Origin of the sequence: Citrobacter sp. U14242 (genome assembly GCF_046555775.1) — a bacterium.
Classification (GTDB): Bacteria; Pseudomonadota; Gammaproteobacteria; order Enterobacterales; family Enterobacteriaceae; genus Citrobacter.
On sequence record NZ_JBKGLW010000008.1, the window covers coordinates 257,141 to 283,589 of the forward strand.

The 26,449-nt window shown below is 52.6% G+C and carries 24 protein-coding genes and 1 pseudogene; 6 read left to right on the forward strand and 19 right to left on the reverse strand.

Annotated features, from left to right (window positions below; genetic code table 11):
• Position 1: 1 nt before the first annotated feature.
• Entirely contained in the window at positions 2-604 is a 603-nt protein-coding gene (gene cobO, locus ACLJXE_RS15340) for a cob(I)yrinic acid a,c-diamide adenosyltransferase (protein ID WP_410751319.1), read from the forward strand.
• Between the two features lie 119 nt (positions 605-723).
• Here cobO and ACLJXE_RS15345 read toward each other — a convergent pair whose 3' ends face one another.
• Positions 724-1,626, reverse strand: coding sequence for a LysR family transcriptional regulator (locus tag ACLJXE_RS15345; protein WP_137381339.1), 903 nt, complete (start codon positions 1,624-1,626; stop codon positions 724-726).
• A 404-nt stretch (positions 1,627-2,030) separates the two neighbouring features.
• Here ACLJXE_RS15345 and cobA point away from each other — a divergent pair, with 404 nt between their 5' ends.
• The gene (gene cobA / locus ACLJXE_RS15350) at positions 2,031-2,819 is read left to right on the forward strand and encodes a uroporphyrinogen-III C-methyltransferase (RefSeq protein ID WP_286628327.1); all 789 of its coding nucleotides are present in this window, start codon (positions 2,031-2,033) and stop codon (positions 2,817-2,819) included.
• Here cobA and ACLJXE_RS15355 read toward each other — a convergent pair.
• The 9 genes from ACLJXE_RS15355 to sdhC all read right to left on the reverse strand — a co-directional run bounded on the left by ACLJXE_RS15355 (position 2,798) and on the right by sdhC (position 13,620).
• Entirely contained in the window at positions 2,798-3,691 is an 894-nt protein-coding gene (locus ACLJXE_RS15355; protein ID WP_410751320.1) for a PocR ligand-binding domain-containing protein, read from the reverse strand. The two genes, cobA and ACLJXE_RS15355, sit on opposite strands and share 22 nt — an antisense overlap.
• 257 nt (positions 3,692-3,948) lie before the next feature.
• Positions 3,949-4,818, reverse strand: coding sequence for a succinate--CoA ligase subunit alpha (gene sucD / locus ACLJXE_RS15360; protein ID WP_005122544.1), 870 nt, complete (start codon positions 4,816-4,818; stop codon positions 3,949-3,951).
• Positions 4,818-5,984: an ADP-forming succinate--CoA ligase subunit beta gene (gene sucC, locus ACLJXE_RS15365; protein WP_003022927.1), complete on the reverse strand. Its 1,167-nt coding sequence runs from the start codon at positions 5,982-5,984 to the stop codon at positions 4,818-4,820. Before sucC ends, sucD begins: the two co-directional genes overlap by 1 nt.
• Positions 5,985-6,075: 91 nt before the next feature.
• Positions 6,076-7,299 carry a 2-oxoglutarate dehydrogenase complex dihydrolipoyllysine-residue succinyltransferase gene (gene odhB / locus ACLJXE_RS15370; protein ID WP_271450211.1) on the reverse strand — a complete coding sequence of 408 codons (1,224 nt, stop codon included), beginning with the start codon at positions 7,297-7,299 and terminating at the stop codon, positions 6,076-6,078.
• 14 nt (positions 7,300-7,313) lie between these two features.
• The gene (gene sucA, locus ACLJXE_RS15375; protein WP_271442215.1) at positions 7,314-10,115 is read right to left on the reverse strand and encodes a 2-oxoglutarate dehydrogenase E1 component; all 2,802 of its coding nucleotides are present in this window, start codon (positions 10,113-10,115) and stop codon (positions 7,314-7,316) included.
• 261 nt (positions 10,116-10,376) lie between these two features.
• Entirely contained in the window at positions 10,377-11,093 is a 717-nt protein-coding gene (gene sdhB / locus ACLJXE_RS15380) for a succinate dehydrogenase iron-sulfur subunit SdhB (protein WP_410751321.1), read from the reverse strand.
• Between the two features lie 15 nt (positions 11,094-11,108).
• On the reverse strand, positions 11,109-12,875 hold the full coding sequence (sdhA, locus tag ACLJXE_RS15385; RefSeq protein WP_271449841.1) for a succinate dehydrogenase flavoprotein subunit: 1,767 nt from the start codon (positions 12,873-12,875) through the stop codon (positions 11,109-11,111).
• A complete protein-coding gene (sdhD, locus tag ACLJXE_RS15390) occupies positions 12,875-13,222 on the reverse strand; it encodes a succinate dehydrogenase membrane anchor subunit (RefSeq protein WP_271449842.1) in 348 nt (115 codons plus the stop codon). The genes sdhA and sdhD overlap by 1 nt, the downstream gene beginning before the upstream one ends.
• Entirely contained in the window at positions 13,216-13,620 is a 405-nt protein-coding gene (gene sdhC, locus ACLJXE_RS15395; RefSeq protein ID WP_271449843.1) for a succinate dehydrogenase cytochrome b556 subunit, read from the reverse strand. The genes sdhD and sdhC overlap by 7 nt, the downstream gene beginning before the upstream one ends.
• Before the next feature lie 383 nt (positions 13,621-14,003).
• Between sdhC and ACLJXE_RS15400 the strand changes: the two are divergent.
• The 3 genes and pseudogenes from ACLJXE_RS15400 (at position 14,004) to ACLJXE_RS15410 (ending at position 16,782) form a co-directional block, all read left to right on the forward strand.
• Positions 14,004-14,114: pseudogene (locus ACLJXE_RS15400) on the forward strand (hypothetical protein).
• Between the two features lie 202 nt (positions 14,115-14,316).
• Positions 14,317-15,600, forward strand: coding sequence for a citrate synthase (locus tag ACLJXE_RS15405; RefSeq protein WP_271442210.1), 1,284 nt, complete (start codon positions 14,317-14,319; stop codon positions 15,598-15,600).
• 135 nt (positions 15,601-15,735) lie between these two features.
• Positions 15,736-16,782, forward strand: coding sequence for an AbrB family transcriptional regulator (locus ACLJXE_RS15410; RefSeq protein ID WP_410751322.1), 1,047 nt, complete (start codon positions 15,736-15,738; stop codon positions 16,780-16,782).
• Here ACLJXE_RS15410 and nei read toward each other — a convergent pair.
• The 8 genes from nei to ybgI all read right to left on the reverse strand — a co-directional run bounded on the left by nei (position 16,779) and on the right by ybgI (position 23,197).
• Positions 16,779-17,570: an endonuclease VIII gene (gene nei, locus ACLJXE_RS15415; protein ID WP_410751323.1), complete on the reverse strand. Its 792-nt coding sequence runs from the start codon at positions 17,568-17,570 to the stop codon at positions 16,779-16,781. The genes ACLJXE_RS15410 and nei overlap by 4 nt on opposite strands.
• 14 nt (positions 17,571-17,584) lie before the next feature.
• On the reverse strand, positions 17,585-18,229 hold the full coding sequence (gene pcp, locus ACLJXE_RS15420) for a pyroglutamyl-peptidase I (RefSeq protein WP_410751324.1): 645 nt from the start codon (positions 18,227-18,229) through the stop codon (positions 17,585-17,587).
• Between the two features lie 9 nt (positions 18,230-18,238).
• The gene (locus ACLJXE_RS15425; RefSeq protein WP_286628334.1) at positions 18,239-19,234 is read right to left on the reverse strand and encodes a DUF979 domain-containing protein; all 996 of its coding nucleotides are present in this window, start codon (positions 19,232-19,234) and stop codon (positions 18,239-18,241) included.
• Positions 19,231-19,953: a DUF969 domain-containing protein gene (locus ACLJXE_RS15430; protein ID WP_005122560.1), complete on the reverse strand. Its 723-nt coding sequence runs from the start codon at positions 19,951-19,953 to the stop codon at positions 19,231-19,233. Before ACLJXE_RS15430 ends, ACLJXE_RS15425 begins: the two co-directional genes overlap by 4 nt.
• Positions 19,954-20,131: 178 nt before the next feature.
• The gene (gene pxpA / locus ACLJXE_RS15435) at positions 20,132-20,866 is read right to left on the reverse strand and encodes a 5-oxoprolinase subunit PxpA (protein WP_410751325.1); all 735 of its coding nucleotides are present in this window, start codon (positions 20,864-20,866) and stop codon (positions 20,132-20,134) included.
• The gene (pxpC, locus tag ACLJXE_RS15440) at positions 20,856-21,788 is read right to left on the reverse strand and encodes a 5-oxoprolinase subunit PxpC (RefSeq protein WP_286628337.1); all 933 of its coding nucleotides are present in this window, start codon (positions 21,786-21,788) and stop codon (positions 20,856-20,858) included. The genes pxpA and pxpC overlap by 11 nt, the downstream gene beginning before the upstream one ends.
• On the reverse strand, positions 21,782-22,438 hold the full coding sequence (gene pxpB / locus ACLJXE_RS15445; protein WP_410751326.1) for a 5-oxoprolinase subunit PxpB: 657 nt from the start codon (positions 22,436-22,438) through the stop codon (positions 21,782-21,784). The genes pxpC and pxpB overlap by 7 nt, the downstream gene beginning before the upstream one ends.
• Positions 22,439-22,453: 15 nt before the next feature.
• The gene (gene ybgI / locus ACLJXE_RS15450; RefSeq protein ID WP_410751347.1) at positions 22,454-23,197 is read right to left on the reverse strand and encodes a radiation resistance protein YbgI; all 744 of its coding nucleotides are present in this window, start codon (positions 23,195-23,197) and stop codon (positions 22,454-22,456) included.
• 289 nt (positions 23,198-23,486) lie between these two features.
• Between ybgI and dtpD the strand changes: the two genes are divergently transcribed.
• Positions 23,487-24,968 (forward strand): dipeptide permease DtpD, encoded by a 1,482-nt coding sequence (gene dtpD, locus ACLJXE_RS15455; protein ID WP_410751327.1) that lies wholly within the window; start codon positions 23,487-23,489, stop codon positions 24,966-24,968.
• A 51-nt stretch (positions 24,969-25,019) separates the two neighbouring features.
• Here the strand turns inward: dtpD and phrB are convergent, their stop codons facing one another.
• Positions 25,020-26,438 carry a deoxyribodipyrimidine photo-lyase gene (gene phrB, locus ACLJXE_RS15460; RefSeq protein WP_286628340.1) on the reverse strand — a complete coding sequence of 473 codons (1,419 nt, stop codon included), beginning with the start codon at positions 26,436-26,438 and terminating at the stop codon, positions 25,020-25,022.
• Positions 26,439-26,449 lie beyond the last annotated feature (11 nt).

The following is a 26,449-nucleotide window of genomic DNA, read 5'->3' on the forward strand; positions in this document are numbered from 1 at the left end:
CATGGAAGCGCGAGCCAACAATGACCGACATCGCCAGCGTCAGCAGAAGCTAAAAGCGCAGGTTGATACCCGCGTGGCGGCAGCCACCGAGAAAAAAGGGATTCTGATTGTCTTCACCGGCAATGGTAAAGGGAAATCCACCGCAGCCTTCGGCACGGCTACGCGCGCGGTTGGTCACGGAAAAACCGTTGGCGTCGCGCAGTTTATTAAAGGCCAGTGGGATAATGGCGAGTACAACACACTGCACCCTCTTGGCGTGGAGTTTCATATTATGGGTACCGGTTTTACCTGGGAAACCCAGAACCGGGAAGCCGATATTGAGGCGGCCACGGCAGTGTGGCAGGAAAGTAAGCGCATGCTAGCCGATGCGCATTACGATCTGGTCGTACTGGACGAACTCACTTATATGTTGGCTTATCACTATCTGGATACACAGGAGGTTATCAGCGCCATCGACAATCGCCCTGCCGGCCAGAGTGTGATAGTCACCGGGCGCGGTTGCCATGCGCTGTTACTTCAACTTGCCGATACGGTCAGCGAGCTGCGCCCAGTTAAACACGCTTTTGATAGCGGCATTCAGGCACAGCCAGGGATCGACTGGTAATCGCTCCTTTGCCGGATAAGGCGTTTACGCCGCATCCGGCAATTTGCCCGATGCCGCGACGCTTATCAGGCCTATGGTGAACACCGAAACCAGTAGGCCTGATGAGGCGCAAGTCACCATCAGGCAGCCGACACCACGGATTTATTTAGCAACCAGTTGCGGAAGATCTCCAAATGCAGGGACTCCGATTTTTCCTCCCGCCACGTCATGATGAATCGATTACCGGTACGCATTGGAACATCGCAAGGAATCACCATATCCCCACTATCCAGATCGTGCTGAATGGCAAAACGGGGTAGCAATGCGACGCCAAGGTTGGAACGTACCGCCGCAATCAGCATCGACAAGAGATCAAATCGCGGACCTTTATTCACCAGCGGACTGCTGACATCGGACAGCGCAAACCATTCCTGCCAGCCTTTAATTCGGGTGCTTTGATGCAAAAGCGGGTATTCGTTCAGCAGTTCATCGACGGACAGCTTCCGGTCTGGTTCAGCAAGTAGGCAACGACTGCACACTGGCAGAATTTCCTCTTCGAACAGGTACTCTACCCCCGACCACGGAGAGTAAAAATCTTCCCGCATGATCGCTGCATCATATTCCCGGTTAAGAAAATCACCAATATTCGCCAGAGAATGAATATTAACGATAATATCAGGATTGAGTTTATTGAACTCACGCAGGTTTGGGATCAGCCAGTGCGTACTGAACGTCGGGTTAACCGCCAGTTCGATCACTTGTACGGTCGGCTGCCACGTCATGATCGTCGTCGTATCTCGTTCAAGCTTGTTCAGCGTTTCTTTAACGATAGTTAAATAGTGTTTGCCTGCCGCATTTAAAAAAATGCGCTTTTTGGCATGGTTAAATAGCGCTGTATTAAGAAAATCCTCTAGCGCATTCACCTGGCGGAAAACAGCACTTTGTGTTAAAGCCAGCTCTTCAGCTGCCCGGGTATAACTTTCGTGACGCGCAACCACTTCAAAAGTTACCAGCAACTCCGTTTTGGGTATTTTTCCTCTCATAACCTCTTCCATATGCAGCGTACAAAAATAGTTTAATTTATAAAAAATAATTCATGTCACCCAAATAAACATCGAGTGTTATATTTTATTTCAGGCATTGATGTCATTGATCCAATCCATGATTTGTTCATACTGATGGCGGATAAATATTAACCAATAATACTCAAGCACAACAATAAACACAATTTAATTAAGGTTAAATTCAGACACATAGCGCCAATAAGTTCTTAATAATTTTTCAAGTCATCTTGTTTATTGTGGAAAAAACTTTGCGAGATTAATCAATATTATCCTTGCGATAATTTAGGAAAATTTAGCGTTATAACTTACAGGCAAACGACTGCTTTTAATCATTCTCCGGGGTGGTTCTGCCTTTTTTTGTTAGACGTGATAAAGGACGCAATGTGAAAACTTTCGGAAAGGTCTGGCTCGTTGGCGCAGGTCCCGGTGATATTTCATTACTCACCCTCAAAGCAGTGATGTGCATTAAACAAGCAGATGTCATTATTTACGATCGGTTGGTCAATCCTAAGATTCTGGAATGGGCATCCGCTGACTGTGAGCTTATCAATGTCGGTAAGAATCCAGGATTTCATTGCGTGCCACAGGATGAAATCAACGCGCTTCTCGTTCAGTATGCCCAGACGCATCACAATATCGTGCGCTTAAAAGGCGGCGATCCCTACGTATTTGGTCGTGGGGCCGAAGAAGCTGAAGGGCTTATCGAGCCGGGGATCCCTTTTGAAGTCGTCCCCGGTATCAGTTCAACCATTGGGGGATTAACCTGCGCCGGGATCCCGGTAACACATCGCGATTACGCCTCTGGTTTTCACGTGGTGACCGGCCATACGCGCGAAGGTAACCAGCAACAGGACTGGCGCCAACTGGCCAAACTGAACGGTACATTGGTTATCGTCATGGGTATCGCGAATCTGGCATTCATCTGTGAAGAGCTACTGATGGGCGGAAAACCTGCGGAGACACCCGCGGCCATTATCATGTCCGCGACCCGGGAGAATCAGCGCCGACTGACCTGTACCCTCGGTTCGTTACTGAGCAATGCGCAGGAAGCCAACATTACGCCGCCTGCACTGATCGTCATTGGTGATGTCGTCACGCTGAGCGATCGCCTGTCTTTCATTCCCGCCGCTATCGAACGCCCTGAACATCTTTACTGCGAGAGTCTGGCGTGACGAAAAGACTGGGGTGATGTTTGATGCGCCGCCCGGAAAACGCGACAAAAATAACTGGTTTGTGCGTACTGAAGTTTCCGGGCAATACTGTCTATTGAATGAACAGGATCATGTAATAACTCCCCCGCCTTTTGCATTTTTTTCTGATTTACCCAGGTTTTAAAATTGACACCCTGGCGTTTCTTAAAAAATCGACTGAAATAATTTGCACTTAAACAGACATGTGCTGCCACAGACTCCAGGGATAAGTCACTATACAAGTTATCATCAATATAACGCAGTGCCGCCAGTAGTTTTTTCTCATGACGAGAAAGCTCCGTTAAATAGTGCCGGATGTTACTGACCGGTTTGTCGAATACCACTTCAGATTGTTTTTCTTGTCTCTCAAAGTTATTGACAATAAAATGTAATAAATTAGCCGACGCCACCAGCGTATTATTGTCAACCGCAACAAGCTGATCCCACTCGGCTTTTATTTCAGGATCGACCATCCATCGCAATTCATCTTCAACGATGATAGTTTTATATTCCTGGTACTTAGCCCGAACCTGACCACAGATAATAAAACCATGCAGATTCTCCTCATAAATTAATGGTATGGAGAACAGACTTAGCCCTGCATGGCAGCTGAATATTCTGGGCTTACACTGTTTCAGAGCTTCAAAAGCACACTGTTTATCGCACGTTTGGCAACCAACACTGTAGCGTTTATTCGCTCTCATCAGCTTACAGAATGAATTAAAATTATGACAATTCGAGAGTGCTCTGCCTGTAACATCAACGACTACCGTTGCTAACCCCGTCGCATTGGAGAAGACTTCTGCTATAGAGAAAAAAAACGGTAAGTAATCATCCTGAATTTCCAGCGACACGCCATCCTCCAACCTTAATATGACTAAAGGCGGTAATATGCAAAATCCAGGCAAAAGAAAGAATGATGTTCGCCGCAAAAAATAATCTCATTTGTGAAGATGATTATGATCAATTTGCATAATACGGGATGACAGAAAATAAAAAAGGCCATCAATAGATGGCCAACCATGTCGAAAACGAATCAGTCTTGCTTCCTTCGCGCAACAGCTGTTTTCTGCTACGCGAAAGAGTCGGACCTTATACTGCTTTTTGAGAATTACTTAATTACCGCTTTCAGCGCTTCGCCGATATCGGCCAGACTGCGCACGGTTTTCACACCAGCCGCTTCCAGTGCAGCGAATTTCTCATCCGCTGTCCCTTTACCGCCTGCGATGATCGCGCCCGCGTGACCCATACGCTTGCCTTTCGGCGCGGTCACACCTGCGATGTAACCCACAACCGGCTTAGTCACGTGGTCTTTAATGTACGCTGCTGCTTCTTCTTCTGCGCTACCGCCGATCTCACCGATCATCACGATCGCTTCAGTCTGCGGATCTTCCTGGAACAGTTTCAGGATGTCGATAAAGTTAGAGCCTGGGATCGGGTCACCGCCGATACCGACACAGGTAGACTGGCCAAAACCGTAGTCGGTGGTCTGCTTAACCGCTTCATAGGTCAGCGTACCGGAACGGGAAACAATACCCACTTTACCCGGTTTATGAATGTGGCCCGGCATGATGCCGATTTTACATTCGCCCGGGGTGATAACGCCTGGGCAGTTCGGGCCAATCATACGTACGCCCGCTTCATCCAGTTTCACTTTCACCGTCAGCATATCCAGCGTCGGGATACCTTCAGTGATGGTGATGATCAGTTTGATGCCTGCATCAATCGCTTCCAGAATGGAATCTTTGCAAAACGGTGCCGGTACGTAGATAACGGTGGCGGTTGCGCCGGTCGCTTCTACGGCTTCACGTACAGTGTTGAATACCGGCAGACCCAGATGCGTGGTGCCACCTTTGCCCGGCGTAACGCCGCCGACCATTTGCGTACCGTAAGCAATCGCTTGTTCAGAGTGGAATGTCCCCTGGCTACCGGTGAAGCCCTGGCAGATAACCTTGGTATCTTTATTAATTAAAACTGACATTATTTCCCCTCCACTGCGGCAACAACCTGCTGAGCTGCATCCGTCAGACTTTTCGCTGCAATAATATTCAGGCCGCTGTCAGCCAGTTTCTTCGCGCCGAGTTCGGCGTTGTTGCCTTCCAGACGTACAACAACAGGAACGTTAACACCCACTTCTGCTACCGCACCGATGATACCGTCAGCGATCAGATCGCAACGAACGATACCGCCGAAGATGTTAACCAGAACGGCTTTAACATTGTCGTCAGAGAGGATAATTTTGAATGCTTCGGTGACACGCTCTTTGGTCGCACCGCCGCCCACATCGAGGAAGTTAGCCGGTTCGCCGCCGTGCAGCTTAACGATGTCCATGGTGCCCATTGCCAGGCCCGCACCGTTAACCATACAACCAATGTTACCGTCCAGCGCAACGTAGTTCAGTTCCCACTGTGCAGCCTGTGCTTCACGCGGATCTTCCTGAGACTGGTCACGCATTTCACGCAGGTCAGCCTGGCGGAACAGCGCATTGCCGTCAGCACCCAGTTTGCCATCGAGGCAAATCAGATCGCCTTGTTTGGTGACCACCAGCGGGTTGATTTCGATCAGCGCCAGGTCGCGCTCCAGGAAAATCGTCGCCAGGCCCATGAAAATCTTGGTGAACTGCTGAACCTGTTTACCTTCCAGACCCAGTTTGAACGCCAGTTCACGCCCCTGGTAAGGCATTGGGCCTGCCAGCGGATCAAGTGCCACTTTGTGGATCAGGTGCGGCGTTTCTTCCGCGACTTTTTCAATTTCCACACCGCCTTCGGTAGAGGCCATAAAGACCACGCGACGGGAACTGCGGTCAACAACTGCGCCGAGGTAAAGTTCTTTACCAATGTCGGTCGCTGCTTCAACCAGAATCTGGTTTACCGGTTGACCATGTGCGTCTGTCTGGTAAGTGACCAGACGTTTACCCAGCCAGTGTTCAGCAAAAGCGCGAATGTCTTCTTTGCTGTTAACAACCTTCACACCGCCCGCTTTACCACGGCCACCAGCGTGAACCTGACATTTTACTACCCACGGGCCCGCGCCGATTTTAGAGGCGGCTTCTTCGGCTTCACGCGGAGTAGTACAGGCATAACCCACCGGTGCCGGTAAGCCATAGCGGGCAAAAAGTTGTTTTGCCTGATATTCATGTAAGTTCATGTGTTCTGTCCATCCTTCAGGTAATCGTTATCTTTTACCCGTAGGCCTGATAAGGCGTCCAGACCTACGGGGCAGGTGATACTCTTTTTGGTTACACGTCCAGCAGCAGACGTGTTGGATCTTCCAGCAACTCTTTAATGGTTACCAGGAAGCCGACTGACTCACGACCATCAATCAGACGGTGGTCATAAGACAGCGCCAGATACATCATCGGCAGGATTTCAACCTTACCGTCTACCGCCATCGGACGGTCTTTGATGGCATGCATACCCAGGATAGCGCTCTGCGGCGGGTTGATGATAGGCGTAGACATCAGGGAACCGAACACACCACCGTTAGTGATGGTGAAGTTACCGCCCGTCAGATCTTCAACCGTCAGCTTGCCGTCACGACCTTTTACTGCCAGTTCTTTAATATTCTTCTCGATGTCGGCCATACCCAACAGATCAACATCACGCAGTACCGGGGTCACCAGGCCACGCGGCGTGGAGACCGCCATGCTGACATCAAAGTAGTTGTGATAAACCACGTCATCACCATCGATAGACGCGTTGACTTCCGGATAGCGTTTCAGCGCTTCAACCACGGCTTTAACGTAGAAAGACATAAAGCCCAGACGGATACCGTGGCGTTTTTCAAACGCGTCACCGTACTGCTTACGCAGGTCCATGATTGGCTTCATGTTGACTTCGTTGAAGGTCGTCAGCATCGCGGTGGAGTTTTTCGCTTCCAGCAGACGCTCAGCCACGCGCTTGCGCAGACGGGTCATCGGAACGCGTTTTTCACCACGTGCGCCCAGCGCAGGCTGTGCCGCAGGTGCGGCGGCCGGTGCTTTGGCTTCAGCTTTCGCCGCCGGCGCTTTAGCCAGATGTTTTTCAACATCTTCACGCGTAATACGTCCACCGACACCCGTGCCGTTGATAGCGCTGGCTTCGAGGTTATGCTCACCCAACAGGCGACGGATTGCCGGGCTCAGGGCATCGTTGTTCTGCTCGGCGAGGGACGCCTGCTGACGCTGCGCCGGAGTAGAATCTTTCTCTTCGGACTTGGCGCTGGTCTCTTTACCGGCGCTGTTGCCTTCACGCAGGCGACCGAGGATCTGGCGAGAAGTTACCGTTGTCCCTTCATCTTCCAGGACCGCATCAAGAATACCGTCCGCTGATGCCGGTACTTCCAGTACCACTTTGTCAGTTTCGATTTCTACCAGTACTTCATCACGACGTACTGCATCGCCCGGTTTTTTGTGCCAGGTTGCAACCGTTGCATCCGCGACGGATTCAGGCAGGTCGGGAACAAGAATATCTACGCTACTCATTATTTATCCTTTATTTAATCGACGTTCAGCGCGTCATTTACCAGATCTTGTTGCTGTTTCTGGTGAACGGACATATATCCTACTGCCGGAGAGGCAGAGGCCGGGCGACCTGCATAACGCAGAGCTGACCCAAATGGAATTACTTCACGGAAATGATGCTGGCTGCAGTACCATGCGCCCTGGTTAAGCGGCTCTTCCTGGCACCAGACAAAATCATGTACATGAGCAAACGGTTTCAGCGCTTCCTGCACCGCTTTATGCGGGAACGGATAGAGCTGTTCGATGCGCACAATGGCAACATCTTTTTGGCCATTCTTACGGCGTTGCTCCAGCAGGTCGTAATAAACCTTACCAGAACACATCACGACACGCTTCACGGCTTGTGGATCAAGTTCATCAATCTCACCAATGGCTGGCAGGAACGTACCGTTCGCCAGTTCGTCGAGCGTAGACACCGCCAGCGGATGACGCAGCAATGACTTCGGTGACATCACCACCAGCGGACGACGCATACCGCGCAGCGCCTGACGACGCAGCATGTGGTAAACCTGTGCCGGCGTAGATGGGACGCAAACCTGCATGTTTTGCTCAGCGCAAAGTTGCAGATAACGTTCCAGACGTGCAGAGGAGTGCTCCGGCCCCTGACCTTCATAGCCGTGCGGCAGCAGCATCACCAGGCCACACATACGGCCCCATTTCTGCTCACCGGACGAGATGAACTGGTCGATAACGACCTGCGCACCGTTGGCGAAGTCACCAAACTGCGCTTCCCAGATAGTCAGGGTACGCGGTTCAGCCGTGGCATAACCGTATTCAAATGCCAGCACCGCTTCTTCAGACAGGACGGAGTCCCAGACGCGGAACGTCCCCTGCCCGTTATGAACATGCTGCAGCGGGGTGTAGGTTGAACCGTTCGCCTGGTTATGAATGACCGCATGACGGTGGAAGAAAGTACCGCGACCGGAGTCTTCACCCGACAGACGTACCGGAATGCCTTCGTCAACCAGCGTGGCGTAAGCCAGATTTTCTGCGCCACCCCAGTCGAACAGCTTCTCGCCTGCCGCCATCGCCTGACGATCGCCATAAATCTTGGCAACGCGCGACTGCATTTCAACCGCTTCTGGTACAGTACTGATACGTTTGGCCAGTTCCTGCAAACGCTTCATTTCAACCTTGCTGGGGTAGTTTTCATCCCACTCGTGGTTGAGGTACGGTGACCAGGTGAAGGAGTGCATGTTCATTGGACGCCACTCTTTCACGACGCATTCGCCAGCATCCAGCGCATCACGATAGAGGTTGACCATCTCGGTCGCATCTTCCAGCGTCGCAACTTTATCGGCTTCCAGTTTGTCAGCGTAGATTTTGCGCGGGGTCGGATGTTTTTTGATTTTCTGATACATCAGCGGCTGGGTTGCGCTCGGCTCATCAGCTTCGTTATGGCCGTGACGGCGGTAGCACACCAGATCAATGAAGACATCACGTTTAAAGGTATTACGGAAATCCAGCGCCAGACGCGTCACGAAAGCAACCGCTTCGGGGTCATCCGCATTCACGTGGAAGATCGGCGCCTGAACCATCTTACCGATGTCGGTGCAGTACGGCGTAGAACGTGCGTCCAGCGGGTTAGAGGTGGTGAAGCCCACCTGGTTGTTGATGACGATACGAACGGTACCGCCCACTTCGTAACCACGCGCTTTCGACATGTTCAGGGTTTCCTGAACCACGCCCTGTCCGGTCACTGCCGCATCACCGTGAATCGTAATCGGCAATACTTTATTGCTGCTTGGCTCGTCCAGTCTGTCCAGACGCGCACGAACGGAACCGATAACCACCGGGCTAACGATTTCCAGGTGCGACGGGTTAAACGCCAGCGCCAGGTGCACCAGACCGCCCTCGGTTTCGATATCCGATGAGAAGCCCATGTGGTACTTCACATCACCGGTGCCGAGGTGTTCTTTATGTTTGCCTGCGAATTCGTCGAACAGTTCCTGTGGGCGTTTACCCAGCACGTTAACCAGTACGTTCAAACGACCGCGGTGCGCCATGCCCAGAACCACTTCACGGGTTCCACTGTTACCGGCGTGGCGGATCATTTCTTTAAGCATCGGGATTAACGCATCGCCACCTTCCAGTGAGAAGCGTTTTGCCCCCGGGAACTTCGCACCCAGGTAGCGTTCCAGGCCTTCAGCTGCAGTCAGTTCACTGAGGAAGCGTTTCTTCTCTTCACTACTGAATGCTGCACGACCGGACTCGATACGCTGCTGAAGCCAGCGTTTCTCTTCGGTGCTGGTGATGTGCATATACTCGGCGCCAATCGGGCCACAGTAGGTTTGTTTCAGCGCAACGACCAGGTCGCTCAACTTCATGGTGTCTTTGCCGCCGGCAAAAGAACCGACGTTAAAGCTTTCCTGAAAATCAGCGTCGGTCAGATCGTGGAAAGACGGGTCCAGATCGGCCACATTTTCTTGTTGCCACAGCCCCAGCGGATCGAGGTTCGCATGCTGGTGACCGCGGAAACGATAGGCGTTAATGAGCTGCAGGACTTTAACCTGCTTCACATTGGCATCAGGGTCGGAAATAGAAGAAGAGTAACGTGGGGTAATCAACGCCTGTCGACGGAAATAATCACGTGTTTTTGAGTGGAGTTGATCCGGTTTGACTCCGGTACCAGGTAACTGCTGGAACGTCGAACGCCAGTTAGCATCTACCGAGTCAGGGTCGGTTAAGAAGTCTTCATAGAGCTGTTCTATCCAACTCTGGTTAGAACCGGAGAGGTAAGAAGAGTCCAACCAGGCTTTCAAAGCGCTGTTCTGCATCGTGATCCCTTAAGCATTTGTATGCTTACTTCGCCGTGGATACTACCACGCACACCGATGTGCGTGCCGGGGTTCACTTGTTGCGGACTGTCGTATCATCTGCGTCCGCTAAGGAACCTTTAAAAACTGTCTAATAATCTTTGTCGTTCGGACCGCGCCTTGTCTCGCTCCGAACGCCTCGATTATTGCTCTCTAATTTATGGCAGTTTTTAGAGGTTTCCTGCACTACCGGGGAATCACTTCCCCGGCAACAACAACTATTTATGCACTACGTTTCAGTAACATCGACTTAATATGACCAATCGCGCGCGTTGGGTTCAGCCCCTTAGGACAAACACTGACGCAGTTCATGATGCTATGGCAGCGGAATACGCTGAAAGCGTCACTTAAACCGTCCAGGCGGCTGTCGGTCTCGGTATCGCGGCTATCAATTAAGAAGCGATACGCGGCCAGCAGGCCTGCCGGGCCAATAAACTTGTCCGGATTCCACCAGAATGATGGGCAAGACGTTGAGCAGCATGCACATAAAATACATTCATACAGCCCATCGAGCTTCTCACGCTGCTCTGGCATTTGTAAATGCTCACGAGCCGGTGGATTTTTCCCATTATTCAACAAGTAAGGTTTAATCTTCTCATACTGTGCGTAGAATTGCCCCATGTCTACCACCAAATCGCGCACAACCGGTAAACCCGGCAGCGGGCGAATGACAATCTTCTTGCCCGGCTGATTCAGCGCAGAAATAGGTGTGATACAGGCCAGTCCATTTTTACCGTTCATATTCAGACCGTCGGAGCCACAGACCCCTTCACGGCAGGAGCGACGGAACGATAGCGTAGGGTCTTTTTCTTTCAGCTGCATCAGTGCATCCAGCAGCATCATGTCGCGCCCTTCTTCCGCTTCCAGGGTGTAATCCTGCATGTGCGGAGCATCATCAACATCCGGGTTATAGCGATAAATTGAAAACTCGAGTCTCATTTTCCTGTCTCCGCATTAGTAAGTACGAATCTTCGGCGGGAATGCCGGGCGCAGTTTCGGTTCCATGTTGACTTGACGTCGGGTCATGGATTCCGACTCTGGCAGATACAGGGAATGGCACAGCCAGTTTTCATCATCACGTTCCGGGAAGTCGAAGCGACTGTGAGCGCCACGGCTTTCGGTACGGAAGTTGGCGGATACCGCCGTTGCGTACGCGGTTTCCATCAGGTTATCCAACTCCAGGCACTCAACGCGCTGGGTGTTGAACTCGCTGGATGTATCATCCAGACGGGCATTTTTCAGGCGCTCACGAATGGCTTTCAGCTCTTCAAGACCTTTCGCCATCGCATCACCTTCACGGAATACCGAGAAGTTATGCTGCATACATTCCTGCAGCGCTTTACGGATCACAACCGGGTCTTCACCGTCGCGATTACCGTTCCAGCGATTCAGACGCGCCAGAGAGGCATCGATCTCTTCTTCCGTCGCATCCTGCAGATTACCTTGCTCGGCGATAGATTCCTGCAGATGCAGGCCGACCGCACGACCAAAGACCACCAGGTCCAACAGCGAGTTGCCGCCCAGACGGTTGGCACCGTGAACCGATACGCAAGCGATCTCACCCACGGCAAACAGTCCAGGAATGACCACATCTTCACCCTGCTCGTTCACGGTCAACGCCTGACCAGTCACCTTGGTCGGAATACCCCCCATCATGTAGTGACAGGTTGGAATGACCGGAATCGGCTCTTTCACCGGGTCAACGTGAGCAAATGTACGGGAAAGCTCCAGGATACCCGGTAGACGGGATTCCAGTACTTCTTTACCCAGATGGTCGAGTTTCAGTTTGGCGTGCGGACCCCATGGGCCGTCGCAGCCGCGACCTTCACGGATTTCGATCATGATGGAGCGCGCCACCACGTCACGGCCCGCAAGGTCTTTCGCGTTCGGGGCATAACGCTCCATGAAGCGTTCGCCGTGTTTGTTCAACAGATAACCACCTTCACCACGGCAGCCTTCTGTTACCAGCACGCCCGCACCGGCGATACCGGTCGGGTGGAACTGCCACATTTCCATATCCTGCACCGGAACACCGGCACGGATTGCCATGCCTACGCCATCACCCGTGTTGATATGGGCGTTCGTTGTCGACTGATAAATACGGCCTGCACCACCGGTTGCCAGCACGGTCGCGCGGGCTTTGAAGTAAACCACTTCACCGGTTTCGATACACAGTGCGGTACAACCGACAATTGCGCCGTCGGCGTTTTTCACCAGATCTAACGCATACCACTCGGAGAAAATCGTGGTGTGGTTTTTCAGGTTTTGCTGATACAGCGTGTGCAACAGCGCGTGACCGGTACGGTCAGCCGCCGCTGCAGTACGTGCCGCTTGCTCGCCACCGAAGTTTTTCGACTGACCGCCAAACGGACGTTGATAAATGGTGCCATTTTCCAGACGCGAGAACGGCAGCCCCATGTGGTCCAGCTCCAGAATCGCTTCCGGACCGGTTTTACACATATATTCAATGGCGTCCTGATCCCCAATGTAGTCCGACCCTTTTACCGTGTCGTACATGTGCCATTCCCAGTTATCTTCATGGGTATTACCGAGCGCAACGGTGATACCACCTTGCGCAGATACGGTATGGGAACGGGTTGGGAAGACTTTGGAGAGCAGCGCACAGGTCTGACCGCTCTGGGAAATTTGCAGCGCCGCGCGCATACCTGCGCCACCGGCACCAATCACAACAGCATCAAATTCTCTGACTGGCAGTTTCATTACACACCCCACACCACAACAAATCCATAAATGACGTAAACCACCAGCGCAACGACAATGGCCAGTTGCAGAATCAGGCGAACTGCCAGCGGTTTAACGTAGTCGGTCAACACCTGCCACATGCCAATCCAGGCATGAATCAAGATGGAGAAAAGAGCCAGCAGGGTGAAGACTTTGGTGAATGCCGATGAGAAGAAACCGGTCCAGGCTTCAAAGGTCAGGTCGCCACTGGTGGCGAAGAAGCCGACCATATAGATGATGTATAACGTCAGAACGATAGCGGTGGCACGGACCAGAATGAAGTCATGTACGCCATTGCGTCCTAATGCGGAGGCGTTGCTTACCATACGAGGACTCCTGCGAGAAGTGAAAGCACGACAATGATTACAAAAGAAATTTTGGCGGAACGTGTCCCTGCTTCGAGGGTTTCTTCGAGGTAGCCAAAATCCATCAACAGATGGCGAATGCCCATGACGGCGTGATAGGCCAGCGCAATCAGAATCCCCCACAGAATCAACTCCACGAAGAAGTTATTCATAATGGAAGATGCCGCGAGGAAACCTTCAGGGGAGGACAGGCTGGTACCCAATAACCACAACAGGATCCCGACCGCCACGAAGGTGATCACTCCAGATACGCGATGGAGAATGGACGCTATCGCCGTGATTGGGAACCGGATCGTTTGCAGATCCAGATTGACAGGTCTTTGTTTTTTCACATTTCTTATCATGAATAACGCCCACATGCTGTTCTTATTATTCCCTTTGGACTTCGGGTACAGAAGATGAAGACTCCTGTTGCCTGAAAGACGACGGGGTTTCCTTCCTCCGGTCTGCGTGCGGGTCAGACAGCGTCCTTACTATAACTACGCGTCATATAAAACACTGCTTCCAGTTGCTAAAACGACACGTTACAACGCTGGTTGGCTCGGGATTGCAGGGTATTCCGGAGACCTGGCGGCAGTATAGGACGTTCACAAAATCATTACAATTAACCTACATATAGTTTGTCGGGTTTTATCCCGAACAGTGACATAGGTCACGATAACAACATTATTTTAATTTTTAATCATCTGATTTGACAATCATTAAACAAAGTTGTTACAAACGACACCAGAAAAAGCATATAATGCGTAAAAGTTATGGGGTCACTCTTTCACCGGAGATTTAGTTATGTAACAGTGTGGAAGTATTGACCAATACCTTCAGGACAGTTATTAGTGATAGACAGGTTAAATAATTCGGATTGCTAAGTTGTTGATTTGTTGCTAATTCACCATGAGTTAACTGATTTACCTGCAAGCGCCCATTGCTCTGTACCCTGGTTTTCTCCTCTATCGCAGAGCGGCGAGCCGAATAACAAACTGGTAATGGTTAATTGATGAGTTGAAACAGATCTCACCTGAGTAGTCTTAAGTAATAAGGCGCTAAGGAGACCGTAAATGGCTGATACTAAAGCAAAACTCACTCTTAATGGTGACGCTGCTATTGAACTGGATGTGCTGAAAGGTACGCTCGGTCAAGACGTTATTGATATTCGTAGTCTTGGTTCAAAAGGAATGTTCACTTTTGACCCAGGTTTTACCTCTACCGCATCCTGCGAATCCAAAATTACTTTCATCGACGGTGACGAAGGTGTTTTGCTGCATCGCGGCTTCCCGATTGACCAGTTGGCAACCGAGTCCAACTATCTGGAAGTGTGTTATATCCTGCTGTACGGTGAAAAACCGTCACAGGAAGAGTACGACGAGTTCAAAACCACGGTCACTCGCCACACCATGATCCACGAACAGATTACCCGTCTGTTCCACGGTTTCCGCCGCGACTCTCACCCGATGGCCGTCATGTGCGGTGTTACCGGTGCGCTGGCCGCGTTTTACCATGACTCGCTGGATGTCAATAATGCGCGTCACCGTGAAATCGCCGCTTTCCGTCTGCTGTCCAAAATGCCAACCATGGCAGCAATGTGCTACAAATACTCCATCGGCCAGCCGTTTGTTTATCCGCGTAACGACCTTTCCTACGCCGGTAACTTCCTGAACATGATGTTCTCCACGCCGTGCGAAAAATACGAAGTAAACCCAATCCTGGAACGCGCAATGGATCGTATTCTGATCCTGCATGCTGACCACGAACAAAACGCTTCAACGTCCACCGTACGTACCGCTGGCTCTTCCGGCGCTAACCCGTTTGCCTGCATCGCAGCCGGTATCGCTTCCCTGTGGGGACCGGCGCACGGCGGCGCGAACGAAGCTGCACTGAAAATGCTGGAAGAAATCAGCTCAGTTAAACACATTCCGGAATTTGTTCGCCGCGCGAAAGACAAGAATGATTCTTTCCGTCTGATGGGCTTTGGTCACCGTGTTTACAAAAACTATGACCCGCGCGCCACCGTCATGCGTGAAACCTGCCATGAAGTGCTGAAAGAGCTGGGCACCAAAGATGACCTGCTGGAAGTGGCAATGGAGCTTGAGCACATCGCGCTCAACGACCCGTACTTCATCGAGAAGAAACTCTACCCGAACGTGGACTTCTACTCTGGCATCATTCTGAAAGCAATGGGTATCCCGTCTTCCATGTTCACCGTGATTTTCGCCATGGCGCGTACCGTTGGCTGGATTGCACACTGGAACGAAATGCATACCGACGGCATGAAAATCGCCCGTCCTCGCCAGTTGTACACCGGCTACGACAAGCGCGATTTTAAGTCCGACATTAAGCGTTAATCCCTGTTACCGGCTGGCGATGCTGTCGCGTCGCCAGCCGGTATATTCCCTTTTTCTTGACATGCGTTGTGTTAATCCGCCCATCCTTTCTCTATGATTTACTGAGAGTTCTCTAATTTTATTCAGGAGCATGGGATGCCTGTTTTGCAGTGGGGTGCACTGTTTATACTGTCACTTCTTCTTTCCCTGCTGTTTCTGCTTATCCATCTTCCGGGGCCATTACTGCTCGGGTCGATGATTGTCGGTATTATTTTCAGTATGCGCGGTATTTCGCTGCATCCCCCTCGCTGCACGTTTCTCGGTGCGCAGGCCATTCTCGGCTGTATGATTGCGCAAAACCTGACTGGCTCTATTTTAACCACGCTTGCGGCGCACTGGCCGGTGGTTATGGTCATCCTGCTGGCGACACTTGTCAGCAGCGCGGTCATCGGATGGCTGCTGGTTCGTTACAGCAACCTGCCCGGTAACACCGGTGCGTGGGGTTCATCGCCTGGCGGGGCCGCAGCAATGGTTGCAATGGCACAGGATTATGGCGCCGACATCCGCCTGGTGGCCTTTATGCAATATCTGCGGGTACTGTTGGTGGTGGGGGCGGCCGCACTGGTCACCCGGCTGGTAATGGGCGACCAGGCACAGGCGGTCAGCGCCCAAATGGTCTGGTTTCCGCCACTGAGTATCAACCTGTTCAGTACCCTGATGTTGGCCGCTGTTGCCGGGGGAGCAGGACGATTGCTGCGTATCCCCTCTGGCGTCATGCTCCTGCCTATGCTGGTGGGCGCATTGCTGAACGCTGGCGGTGTCATGGTCATTGAACTGCCGGAATGGCTGCTGGCGATGGCGTATATGGCCATCGGCTGGCAAATAGGCCTGGGTTTTGACAAACAGATCTTTTTGATGGCACTGCGTCCGTTGCCACAAATTTTATTGTCTATTTTTTCACTGATGACTGTCTGTGCCGCCATGGCCTGGGGGCTGGCACATTATATGCGAATCGACTTTCTCACCGCCTATCTGGCAACCAGTCCGGGAGGTGTGGACTCCGTCGCAGTGATTGCCGCAGGAAGCCACGCCGACATGGCACTGGTCATGGCGATGCAGACCCTGCGACTGTTCAGTATTTTATTAACCGGACCGACAGTCGCGCGGTTTATTTCAGCGCATGCGCCAAAACATCCCGCTTAGTGCTGGCATCCCGGGCACCAGTAAAACGGTCGTGAAGAGAGCATCGTTTTCTCAATAATGCCGCCACAGCGTTCACAGGGCTCGCCATCCCGATGGAACACCTTAAAGCGAAATAACGCCCCGTGATGCTTGTTCTCATCAGCCAGCCCACGGGTGTTGTAGGACAGGCGTGGAATCTCGAGCAGCGCATACGCCAGCGCGCTGAGCTGTTCATCGCTCAGTTGCGATGCTTTATGCTGACCGGTCAGTCCAACCTGCCAGAGAATTTCTACCCGCAGATAGTTCCCCAGTCCCGCCAGAAACGCCTGATCCAACAGTAAGCCAGAAAACTGCCGATTGCGAAAACGGGGTGACAGCAACCGCGCTTTAACCTCCTCAGGCGTTAAACGCAGATCCAGCACGTCCGGCCCTACCCGTTGCAGAAACGGATGGGTCGCCAATTGTGCTGATGTCAGCATCTCAATATCAGACGCGCTATAGAGCAGGATGGTTTTATCGTGTGTTTGCAGTTTGACACGCAACACACGCGTCGTTTCCGGTATATTTCCGGTCTCCACCACCCGCCATACGCCGTAAAGCTGATTGTGGCTGTACAGCGTCAGTCCATTTGAAAAGTGGGTCAGTAATGCTTTTCCCCGCGTTTCAAGCTGGGTGACGCGCTGCCCGATGAGTTGAGATTGATACGGTTTTAACTGCTCAAAGGCAAACCAGACATCCGTCAGCGGTTTGCCTTTGACTGCCGCCTCCAGGTTATCCGCCGCGCGGCGGATCTCCGGGCCTTCAGGCATAATACTGTCCTTTATTAGTGTGTTGCACCGCCCGTCACTGCGATATCGCGTTCCACCTGCAATGCAGTGTCAATGGCAATTTCCAGCGCCCGGCGCACCGTTTCGCTCGCCATACTTGGCGCTCCGGGGTGCGCGGCGGCCTGTTGTGGCAGATAAGGAATATGGATAAAACCGCCCTTCACTGCCGGTGTGTCTCGTAGTTTGTGCAGCAAGCCATACATCACGTGGTTACAGACGAAGGTACCGGCGGTTTGCGAAACCGAGGCCGGAATACCCGCATCGCGCATGGCCATCACCATCGCTTTGATTGGCAGCGTGCTAAACCATGCCGCCGGACCATCAGCGACAATCGGCACATCAACAGGCTGCTGACCGTGGTTATCCGCAATACGCGCATCATCCACATTGATCGCCACACGCTCAACGGTAATATCGGTACGACCTCCTGCCTGCCCCACCGCCAGCACCAACGACGGTGACAGCGCGTCAATCGCGGCATTAAGTACGGCCAGAGACTCGCCAAATACGCACGGTAGTTGACGCGCCACGACGCGACATCCGGCGATGATAGCATTGTCGAGCCCGGAGACCACTTCCCAGGAAGGGTTAACTGACTCGCCGCCAAAGGGTTCAAATCCGGTAATTAAGACCGTTTTCATCCTTTCTCCTTACAGGAACATCAGGAAATACATCAGGAACACGTTAACCAACAACAGCAGTATGCCGGTTGGCACCTGCGCTTTAATCACCGCGTTTTTATCCGGTAACTCCAGCAGGGCTGCGGGCACGATGTTAAAGTTCGCTGCCATCGGCGTCATTAAGGTTCCGCAATAACCGGAGAACATCCCGATGGCCGCCATCACCGCGGGGTTACCACCATGCTGCAACACAAGAATTGGAATACCGATCCCGGCGGTCACAATCGGGAACGCAGCAAATGCGTTCCCCATGACCATCGTCAACAGCGCCATACCGATGGTGTACACCGCCACGGCGATAAAGCGGCTATCTACCGCGAGGTATTCCTGGGTCAGATACGATATACCACTGCCGACACCCGCCGCTGTAAACAACAGCCCGAGCGTTGCCAGAATTTGCGGCAGGATGAACGCCCAACCGATGGAGTCCAGCAGACGACGGGCTTCCTGAATGGGCTGATGGACGCGCTCATGGGTCATTTTTATCGCCATTGCCAGGCCAATCAGCGAGCCTGCCGTCATAGAAAAGAGCGTGACCAGCGTGGCGTGATTCCCTGGCCCAAACAGTGCATCCTGCAAACCCGGAATATGGTTAAACATCAGTACACCGATAACGGTCACCAGCGGAATAGCCAGCGCCGGAAAAAACAGGCGGTTTCCCAGTCGGCTGGCGCTTTCTTCACGCTGCTGCTGGGTGCGTTGATGGTAGCTGCCCAGTTTCACACCGCCAAACCCGGCGATCAGCGCCAGTACGACCACCGCAATGCCGACCGCGATATGTACTGTACGTTTATCGCCAAACAGTGAGTACGTCCAGTCGCCAAGCAGGAACAGCACTCCATACAGTCCCCAAAACAGCCCCGTGCTCAGACGGCGTGGGTTCGCTTTGTCCTGCCAGGACATCACCGCCACAATCAACAGTACCGCACCCGCCAGCCAGTAGAGATAGCTTTGCTGAAAATTCATTGCGCTGCTCCTTTCGCTGCCGCATTGGCTTTCGCCACTTCGCGTTGCAGGTAGTTATCCAGACGCCACAAGCGCGTACCGTGGATCAAGAAGGCGCAAATTGCCGTTGGGATCCCCCACAAAGCGATATGCAGTGGCTCGGTCTGGATCCCACCGGACTCCAGCATAAAGTTGTGCATGAAAATGATCGCCCCAAAGGCAACGAAGATGTCTTCACCGAAAAACAGACCTACGTTGTCAGTCGCTGCAGACATTGCACGCAGGCGATAGCGCACGGCCCCCGGCAATTCACCGTGGTTTTTCTCCGCTGCCCCTTCAGCCATCGGGGCTAATAACGGGCGTACCATCTGAGGATGCCCACCCAGGCTGGTCAAGCCCAGCGCGGCGGTCGCTTCACGAATAAACAGATAGACAATCAGCAGACGACCACTGGTGGCGCTACGGATTTTCGCGATCCACGCCTGGGCACGCTCTTTCAGCCCGTGACGTTCCAGCAAACCAATGACTGCCAGCGGAATCAGCAGGATAAACGGCAGGTTGCGGGTGTTGAGAAATCCTTCACCCAGCTTTTCGAGAATAGTGGCGATTGGCATATGCGCTGCCAGCCCGGTGACGATCCCGGCAACGATAACCACCAATACCGGGTTAAAACGTAAAAGAAATCCGACCACGATGACGGCGATCCCCGTCAATGGCCAGAGAGAAATAGCCTCTCCCATAATTCATTCCTGTTTAAACTCGTCATAGTTCAAGCAGCATGTCCGTTGGCTGCGTTCGTTCCCCCCTGCCACTCACTTATGTAAGCGCCAGGGAAGTCACTCACGGGCCATCTTCCCGTCACTCGAAATATTCAGAGTTGATGTTGTTGTGTAATATCTTATTGTTTTATATAAGAACTTATGCGCTAATTTGAATATCACAGGCACTGAACGCGCTGCGCAAACGACGGGCAAAAGCGAGTGCGTGCTCACCATCCCCATGAATGCATACCGTCTGCGCGGTTACGTTTGCCCATGTTCCACTCTGACTTTTTACTCTCCCGGACTGCACCATTTCTAACGTTTGTGCCAGCGCCTGCTCTTCGTCTTCGATCAGTGCACCTGGCTGACTACGCGGAACCAGACTACCATCAGCCTGATACCCCCGATCTGCAAAAACCTCCTGACGCGTCACCAGACCATACTGTTCACCGGCACGGATCAATTCGCTCCCCGCCAGCCCTACCAGTATCAATGACGGATCGCAGGCATAAACTGCTCTGGCTATCGCATCGGCCAGCACAGGATCTTTTGCGGCCTGGTTATAGAGCATGCCGTGCGGTTTCACGTGGCGCATGACGCCGCCTTCCGCCCGGATGATCGCGGCCAGCGCACCGATTTGATACAGCGTTTGTGCGTAAACCGTTTCTACCGGCAAGGTCATGGCGCTACGACCAAAGTTTTCCCGATCCGGGAAACTGGGATGCGCCCCCACAGCTACGCCATTTTTAAGCGCTTCACGCACGCTTGACAGCATGGTTTGTGCGTCCCCGGCATGAAATCCACAGGCAATGTTGGCAGATGACACCAGTTGCAGCAGCGCGGCGTCATTTGCGCAGCCCTCGCCGAGATCGGCATTTAAATCAATTTTCATCGTTAAGTCGCCATGTTAGCTGTTCCAGATAACGCTGCTGATCGTGACGCGCCTTGAGCGCTTCTTCCAGCGAGCACTGAACAAAATGAATCGGCTGACCGAGGGGAATTTGCGCCAGATGGTACATATCCGCCTCGATGATGCAGGCGATACGCGGATATCCGCCCGTGGTCTGGGCATCGTTCATCAGTACAATTGGCTGCCCGTTATGCGGGACCTGTACCACGCCGGGGAGCAAACCGTGTGACAACATCTCGCGGTCTGTCGTGCGTGTCAGTGGCTGCCCCTGCAGGCGATACCCCATACGGTTACTCTGTGGGCTCAGTCGCCACGGCGAGCGCCAGAACGATGCCTGCGATGCCTCGTCAAATTCCTGATATTCGGGTCCTGGTAACGCACGAATGTGGTTGCCCCACATCAACTGTTTTACCCCTTGTGGGCCATTGAATTGCCGTGTTGAAACGCCAATCGCCAACTTATCGCCATCGCGTAACAAACGTCCTTCAAACCCGCCAATACCGACTTTCAAATCGGTACTGCGCGATCCCATAACGTCGGGAACATCAATACCGCCCGCTACCGCCAGGTAACTACGCATACCATGATGCGGGTGTTTTAATGACAGGCGTTGTCCGGCTTTAACTGGCAACCGCCAACCGCTCCATACCGGAGTACGATCCAAATGCGCTTCGCATCCCGCGCCGGTCAAGGCAAACCAACCATCCGCGTCAAACTCCACCACCAGCTGACCCAACGTGACTTCCAGCGCGGCAGCATTCGCATCATTTCCTACCAGCAGATTAGCGACGTTCAATGCCGGTTTGTCCAACGCGCCGCAGTGACTTACCCCTGACTGACGAAAGCCATGCCGCCCCCCATCCTGTACGGAGGTGTACATGCCAGCACGAATGATGTTTAACATACGCCCTCCTTCTGCGGGACAAAACGTACAGTATCTCCAGCCCGTAACAGGATCGGCTCCTCACGCTGCGGATCAAAAAGCTTAACGGCGGTACGTCCTATCAGTTGCCACCCGCCGGGCGTTGCAATCGGGTAGATACCGGTTTGTGAACCGCCGATCCCCACCGAACCTGCCGGAACAAGTAAGCGCGGTTCGGCTCGTCTTGGCGTATGCAATGGTTCCGGTAAGCTCCCAAGATAGGGAAATCCCGGCTGAAACCCTAAAAACCAGACGACATAATCCACTGATGCATGCAATTCAACGACCTGCTTGCCGCTCAAACCACTGTGTCGGGCGACTTCGGCCAGATCGGGCCCATATTCGCCGCCATAGATAACGGGGACTTCGACAAAGCGCGAATCCGGCTCCATCGCCTCGCTCTCTTCCCACCAACGTTGCAGGCGTTCAATAGCATCCAGCGCCAGCGTCTGTGGGGAATTCAGGATCACCGTGATATTGTTCATTCCCGGAATGGCTTCAAGTACATTCGGAGCATCAGCCAGACGCTGGGCCAGACGCCAGATGCGTTTCTGAGTTGCCAGCGTAATCGGCGGTTCCAGCTCCAGAACCACCGCAGTTTCACCTAACAGATAACAACGCGCTCGCTGCACTTTCGTCCCTCTTTATCAGGCTGGGTTAGGGATGTCGACGAACGTCACATCCAGATCGGTATTTTCATTCAGCCATTCGCTCAATGCACGAATACCGCCGCGTTCGGTAGCATGGTGACCGGCAGCATAGAAATGCAGTCCCTGCTCGCGGGCAGAGTGAATGGTTTGTTCAGAAACTTCCCCGGTAATAAAGGCATCAACACCAAAACGGGCCGCGCTATCAATGAAACTTTGACCGCCCCCCGTACACCAGGCAACACGCTGAACGTTTTCAGGCCCGGTATCGCCGCACCATAACGGTTTACGTCCCAGACGCGCTTCAATCCAGGATGCCAGTTCCAGCCCAGGAACTGGCATGGAGAGTTCCCCCCACGGTACCAGAGGCTCTATCTCCCCCATCACAGTGATACCCAACAGCGCGGCCAGCTGTGCGTTATTCCCCAGTTCGGGGTGGGCATCCAATGGCAGATGCCAGCCATACAGGTTGATGTCGTTTTCCAGCAGCGTTTTCAGACGCCGGCGCTTCATGCCGCGAATAACCGGAGATTCGCCCTTCCAGAAATAACCATGATGAACGATGACCGCATCGGCCCCAAGGCGAACAGCTTCATCCAGTAATGCCTGGCTTGCGGTTACGCCGGTCACGATTTTTTGCACCGTTTCTTTGCCCTCAACCTGCAAACCGTTCGGTGCATAGTCGCTTATGGCTCCGCTGTTCAGCTTGTCGTTAATCAGTTGTTCCAGCTCGGTGTTTTTCATCATCGTCCTCGTTGTCATAAATTCTGCCTGCTCAATCAGCAATACAGCTTCAGTTAAAATAGCGTCCTCACCTCCGTTCGTCGATAGCCATTTCGCTGACACATCAAGAAACAATCACGCGGCCTGTAAACGTAAATTGCTTACCACCACGAGATCGTATTCATGTATATTTATGCAATCAGACAGCATATTGCAAAAATAATCAGATCTGTATCAAAGTGACAACTTTAAGGAAACACACTCACACGGCACGTTCCTTCCGTCGTGAGGCATTTACTTCGAGAAAATAATGAATAAACAAGCATCTCAGCCGCGCGCGATTTATTACGTCGTCGCGCTGCAAATTTGGGAATACTTCAGTTTTTATGGCATGCGTGCACTGCTGATCCTGTATCTCACTAACCAGCTTAAGTACAACGATAACCACGCGTATGAACTGTTCAGTGCTTACTGTTCACTGGTGTATGTCACGCCGATTCTCGGGGGATACCTGGCGGATAAAGTGCTCGGTAACCGGATGGCAGTAATGATTGGCGCATTTCTGATGGCAGTGGGACATCTGGTCCTGGGTGCCAGTGAAATGGCTCCGGCGTTTCTCTACTTATCTCTGGCCATTATTGTCTGTGGCTACGGTTTGTTTAAATCCAACATCAGTTGCCTGCTGGGTGAATTGTATAAACCAGAAGATCCGCGCCGTGACGGCGGATTCTCTCTGCTCTATGCTGCCGGTAACATTGGTTCAATTATTGCCCCTATCGCCTGCGGCTATGTGCAGGAAGAGTACAGTTGGGCAATGGGCTTTGCGCTGGCCGCTATCGGTATGCTGGCCGGGCTGGTCATTTTCTTATGCGGGAATCGTCATTTTGCTCACACCACCGGCGTCAACAAAGCCGTGCTGTGTGCCAAATCGTTCATTCTGCCGAACTGGGCCTGGCTGCTGGTTCTGCTGGTCGCCGCACCACTTTTCATTACTGTCCTGTTCTGGAAAGAGTGGTCCGTGTACGCGCTGATTGTCGCCACCGTCATTGGTTTGGCCGTTCTGGCAAAAATCTACCGTCAGGCGCAAACGCAGAAGCAGCGTAAAGAACTGGGTCTGATCGTTACCCTGACCTTCTTCAGCTTGTTGTTCTGGGCCTTTGCACAGCAGGGAGGGAGTTCCATCAGCCTGTATATCGACCGCTTTGTTAATCGCGACGTGATGGGATATTCAGTCCCTACTGCCATGTTCCAGTCAGTAAACGCCTTCGCCGTCATGTTGTGCGGCATCGTGCTGGCCTGGGTGGTCAAAGAAAGCGTGAGTGGCAATCGTACCGTTCGTATCTGGGGTAAGTTTGCTCTCGGCCTGGGATTAATGAGTGCTGGTTTCTGTATTCTGACTTTAAGCGCCCGCTGGTCCGCCGCATATGGGCACTCCTCCATGCCGCTGATGGTTTTAGGGCTGGCCGTTATGGGTTTCGCCGAACTGTTTATCGACCCTGTCGCCATGTCACAAATTACACGCATTGAAATTCCGGGGGTAACCGGCGTACTCACCGGCATCTATATGCTGCTTTCCGGGGCTATTGCCAACTACCTGGCGGGGGTGATTGCCGACCAGACATCACAGGGTGCGTTTGATGCAAGCGGTGCCATCAACTATTCCATCAACGCCTATATTGATGTCTTTAGCGAAATTACCTGGGGCGCGCTGGCCTGTGTGGCGCTGGTGCTGTTGATTTGGTTATATCAATCCCTCAAATTTAAAAACCGTCCGCTCGCGGTAGAGCCCTGAGTTTACGGGCCCGACGATGTTCTATGTCCCGGGCCTGTTTTTATCCGGCGATTACGAATGACTCGCTGCCTGATATGCTGCCAGCGTGGCTAACCTTGCCTGCTTATGATCGACAATCGGACGAGGATAATTGAGTGTCACCTGCATTTTTTCCGCCCACGTCCACGGTTCGTGAATGGCTTTTCCCGGTACATCACGTAATTCCGGTACCCATTGGCGGATAAAGTCACCATCACGGTCGAATTTCTCCCCCTGCGTGGTGGGATTAAAAATACGGAAATACGGCGCAGCATCCGTTCCGGTAGACGCAGCCCACTGCCAGCCACCATTATTCGCCGCCAGATCACCGTCGATCAGTTGTGACATGAAATACTGCTCACCTTGTCGCCAGTCAATCAGCAGGTCTTTCACCAAAAAGCTAGCCGCGATCATGCGTAAACGATTATGCATCCACCCTGTGCCGTTAAGCTGGCGCATCGCCGCATCTACGATGGGATACCCTGTATTCCCCGTCTGCCACGCCTGAAAATGCGTCACGTTATTTTGCCATTGCACACGATCAGTCCAGCGAATAAAGGGGTGATGCCGACACAGCGCGGGATAGTACGTCAGTAGATGGCGATAAAATTCGCGCCAGATGAGCTCGTTTAACCAAACGCTCCCGGCGCCTCCCTCTAGCGCCTGCGGTTGCTCGACTAACAAACGGTGCAGACACTGGCGCGGTGATAGCCCGCCGGTGGCAAGGCTTGCAGACAACCGACTGGTACCTTCATTGGCCGGGAAATCACGTTGTTGTTCGTATTCTGCCGCCCCCTGCTGGCAAAACTGACGTAATTGCGCGATAACCGATTTTTCTTCTACCGGGAAAAGCGCCACATCAAAATCCTGCTGTGGATAGTTAAGCGTAATTGGCGTTGGTGGGGAGGGAATTGCGCCGCTTTCGCGGGCTTTTGGTGCCGCAACACACTCTGGGATACTGTCTTTTAACCGCTTCAGCCAGGCATTTTTAAACGGCGTAAAGACTTTATACATCTCATGATTCCCGGTCATTACCGCGCCCGGTGCCAGGATTACGCTATCGTCAAAGCCCTCACACACCACCTGCGGTAATGATTTTTCTACCTGAGCATCGCGCTGGCGTTCGTTGATTTCGTACTGATAGTTATAAAACAGTCGGCTAACGTCATGCTGTGCGCAGACATTTTTGACTCTCTCTACGCTGGCGGTGAAATCCCCGACGTCATAAACCAGCAGCGGGATGCCTTTTTCTGCCAGCGCCGTTTGCAGCGCATTCAACTGCTTGCTGATAAACGCCGCCTGACGCGGTGACATATCATGCGCTTTCCACTGTGCGGGCGTGGCAATATATAACGCCAATACCCGCGCCGAACGATCCCGACATGCCGCTGCCAGCGCAAGATTGTCATGCAGACGTAAATCTCGCCGAAACCAGACCAGATGAGTGGTCATAAAACTCCCGA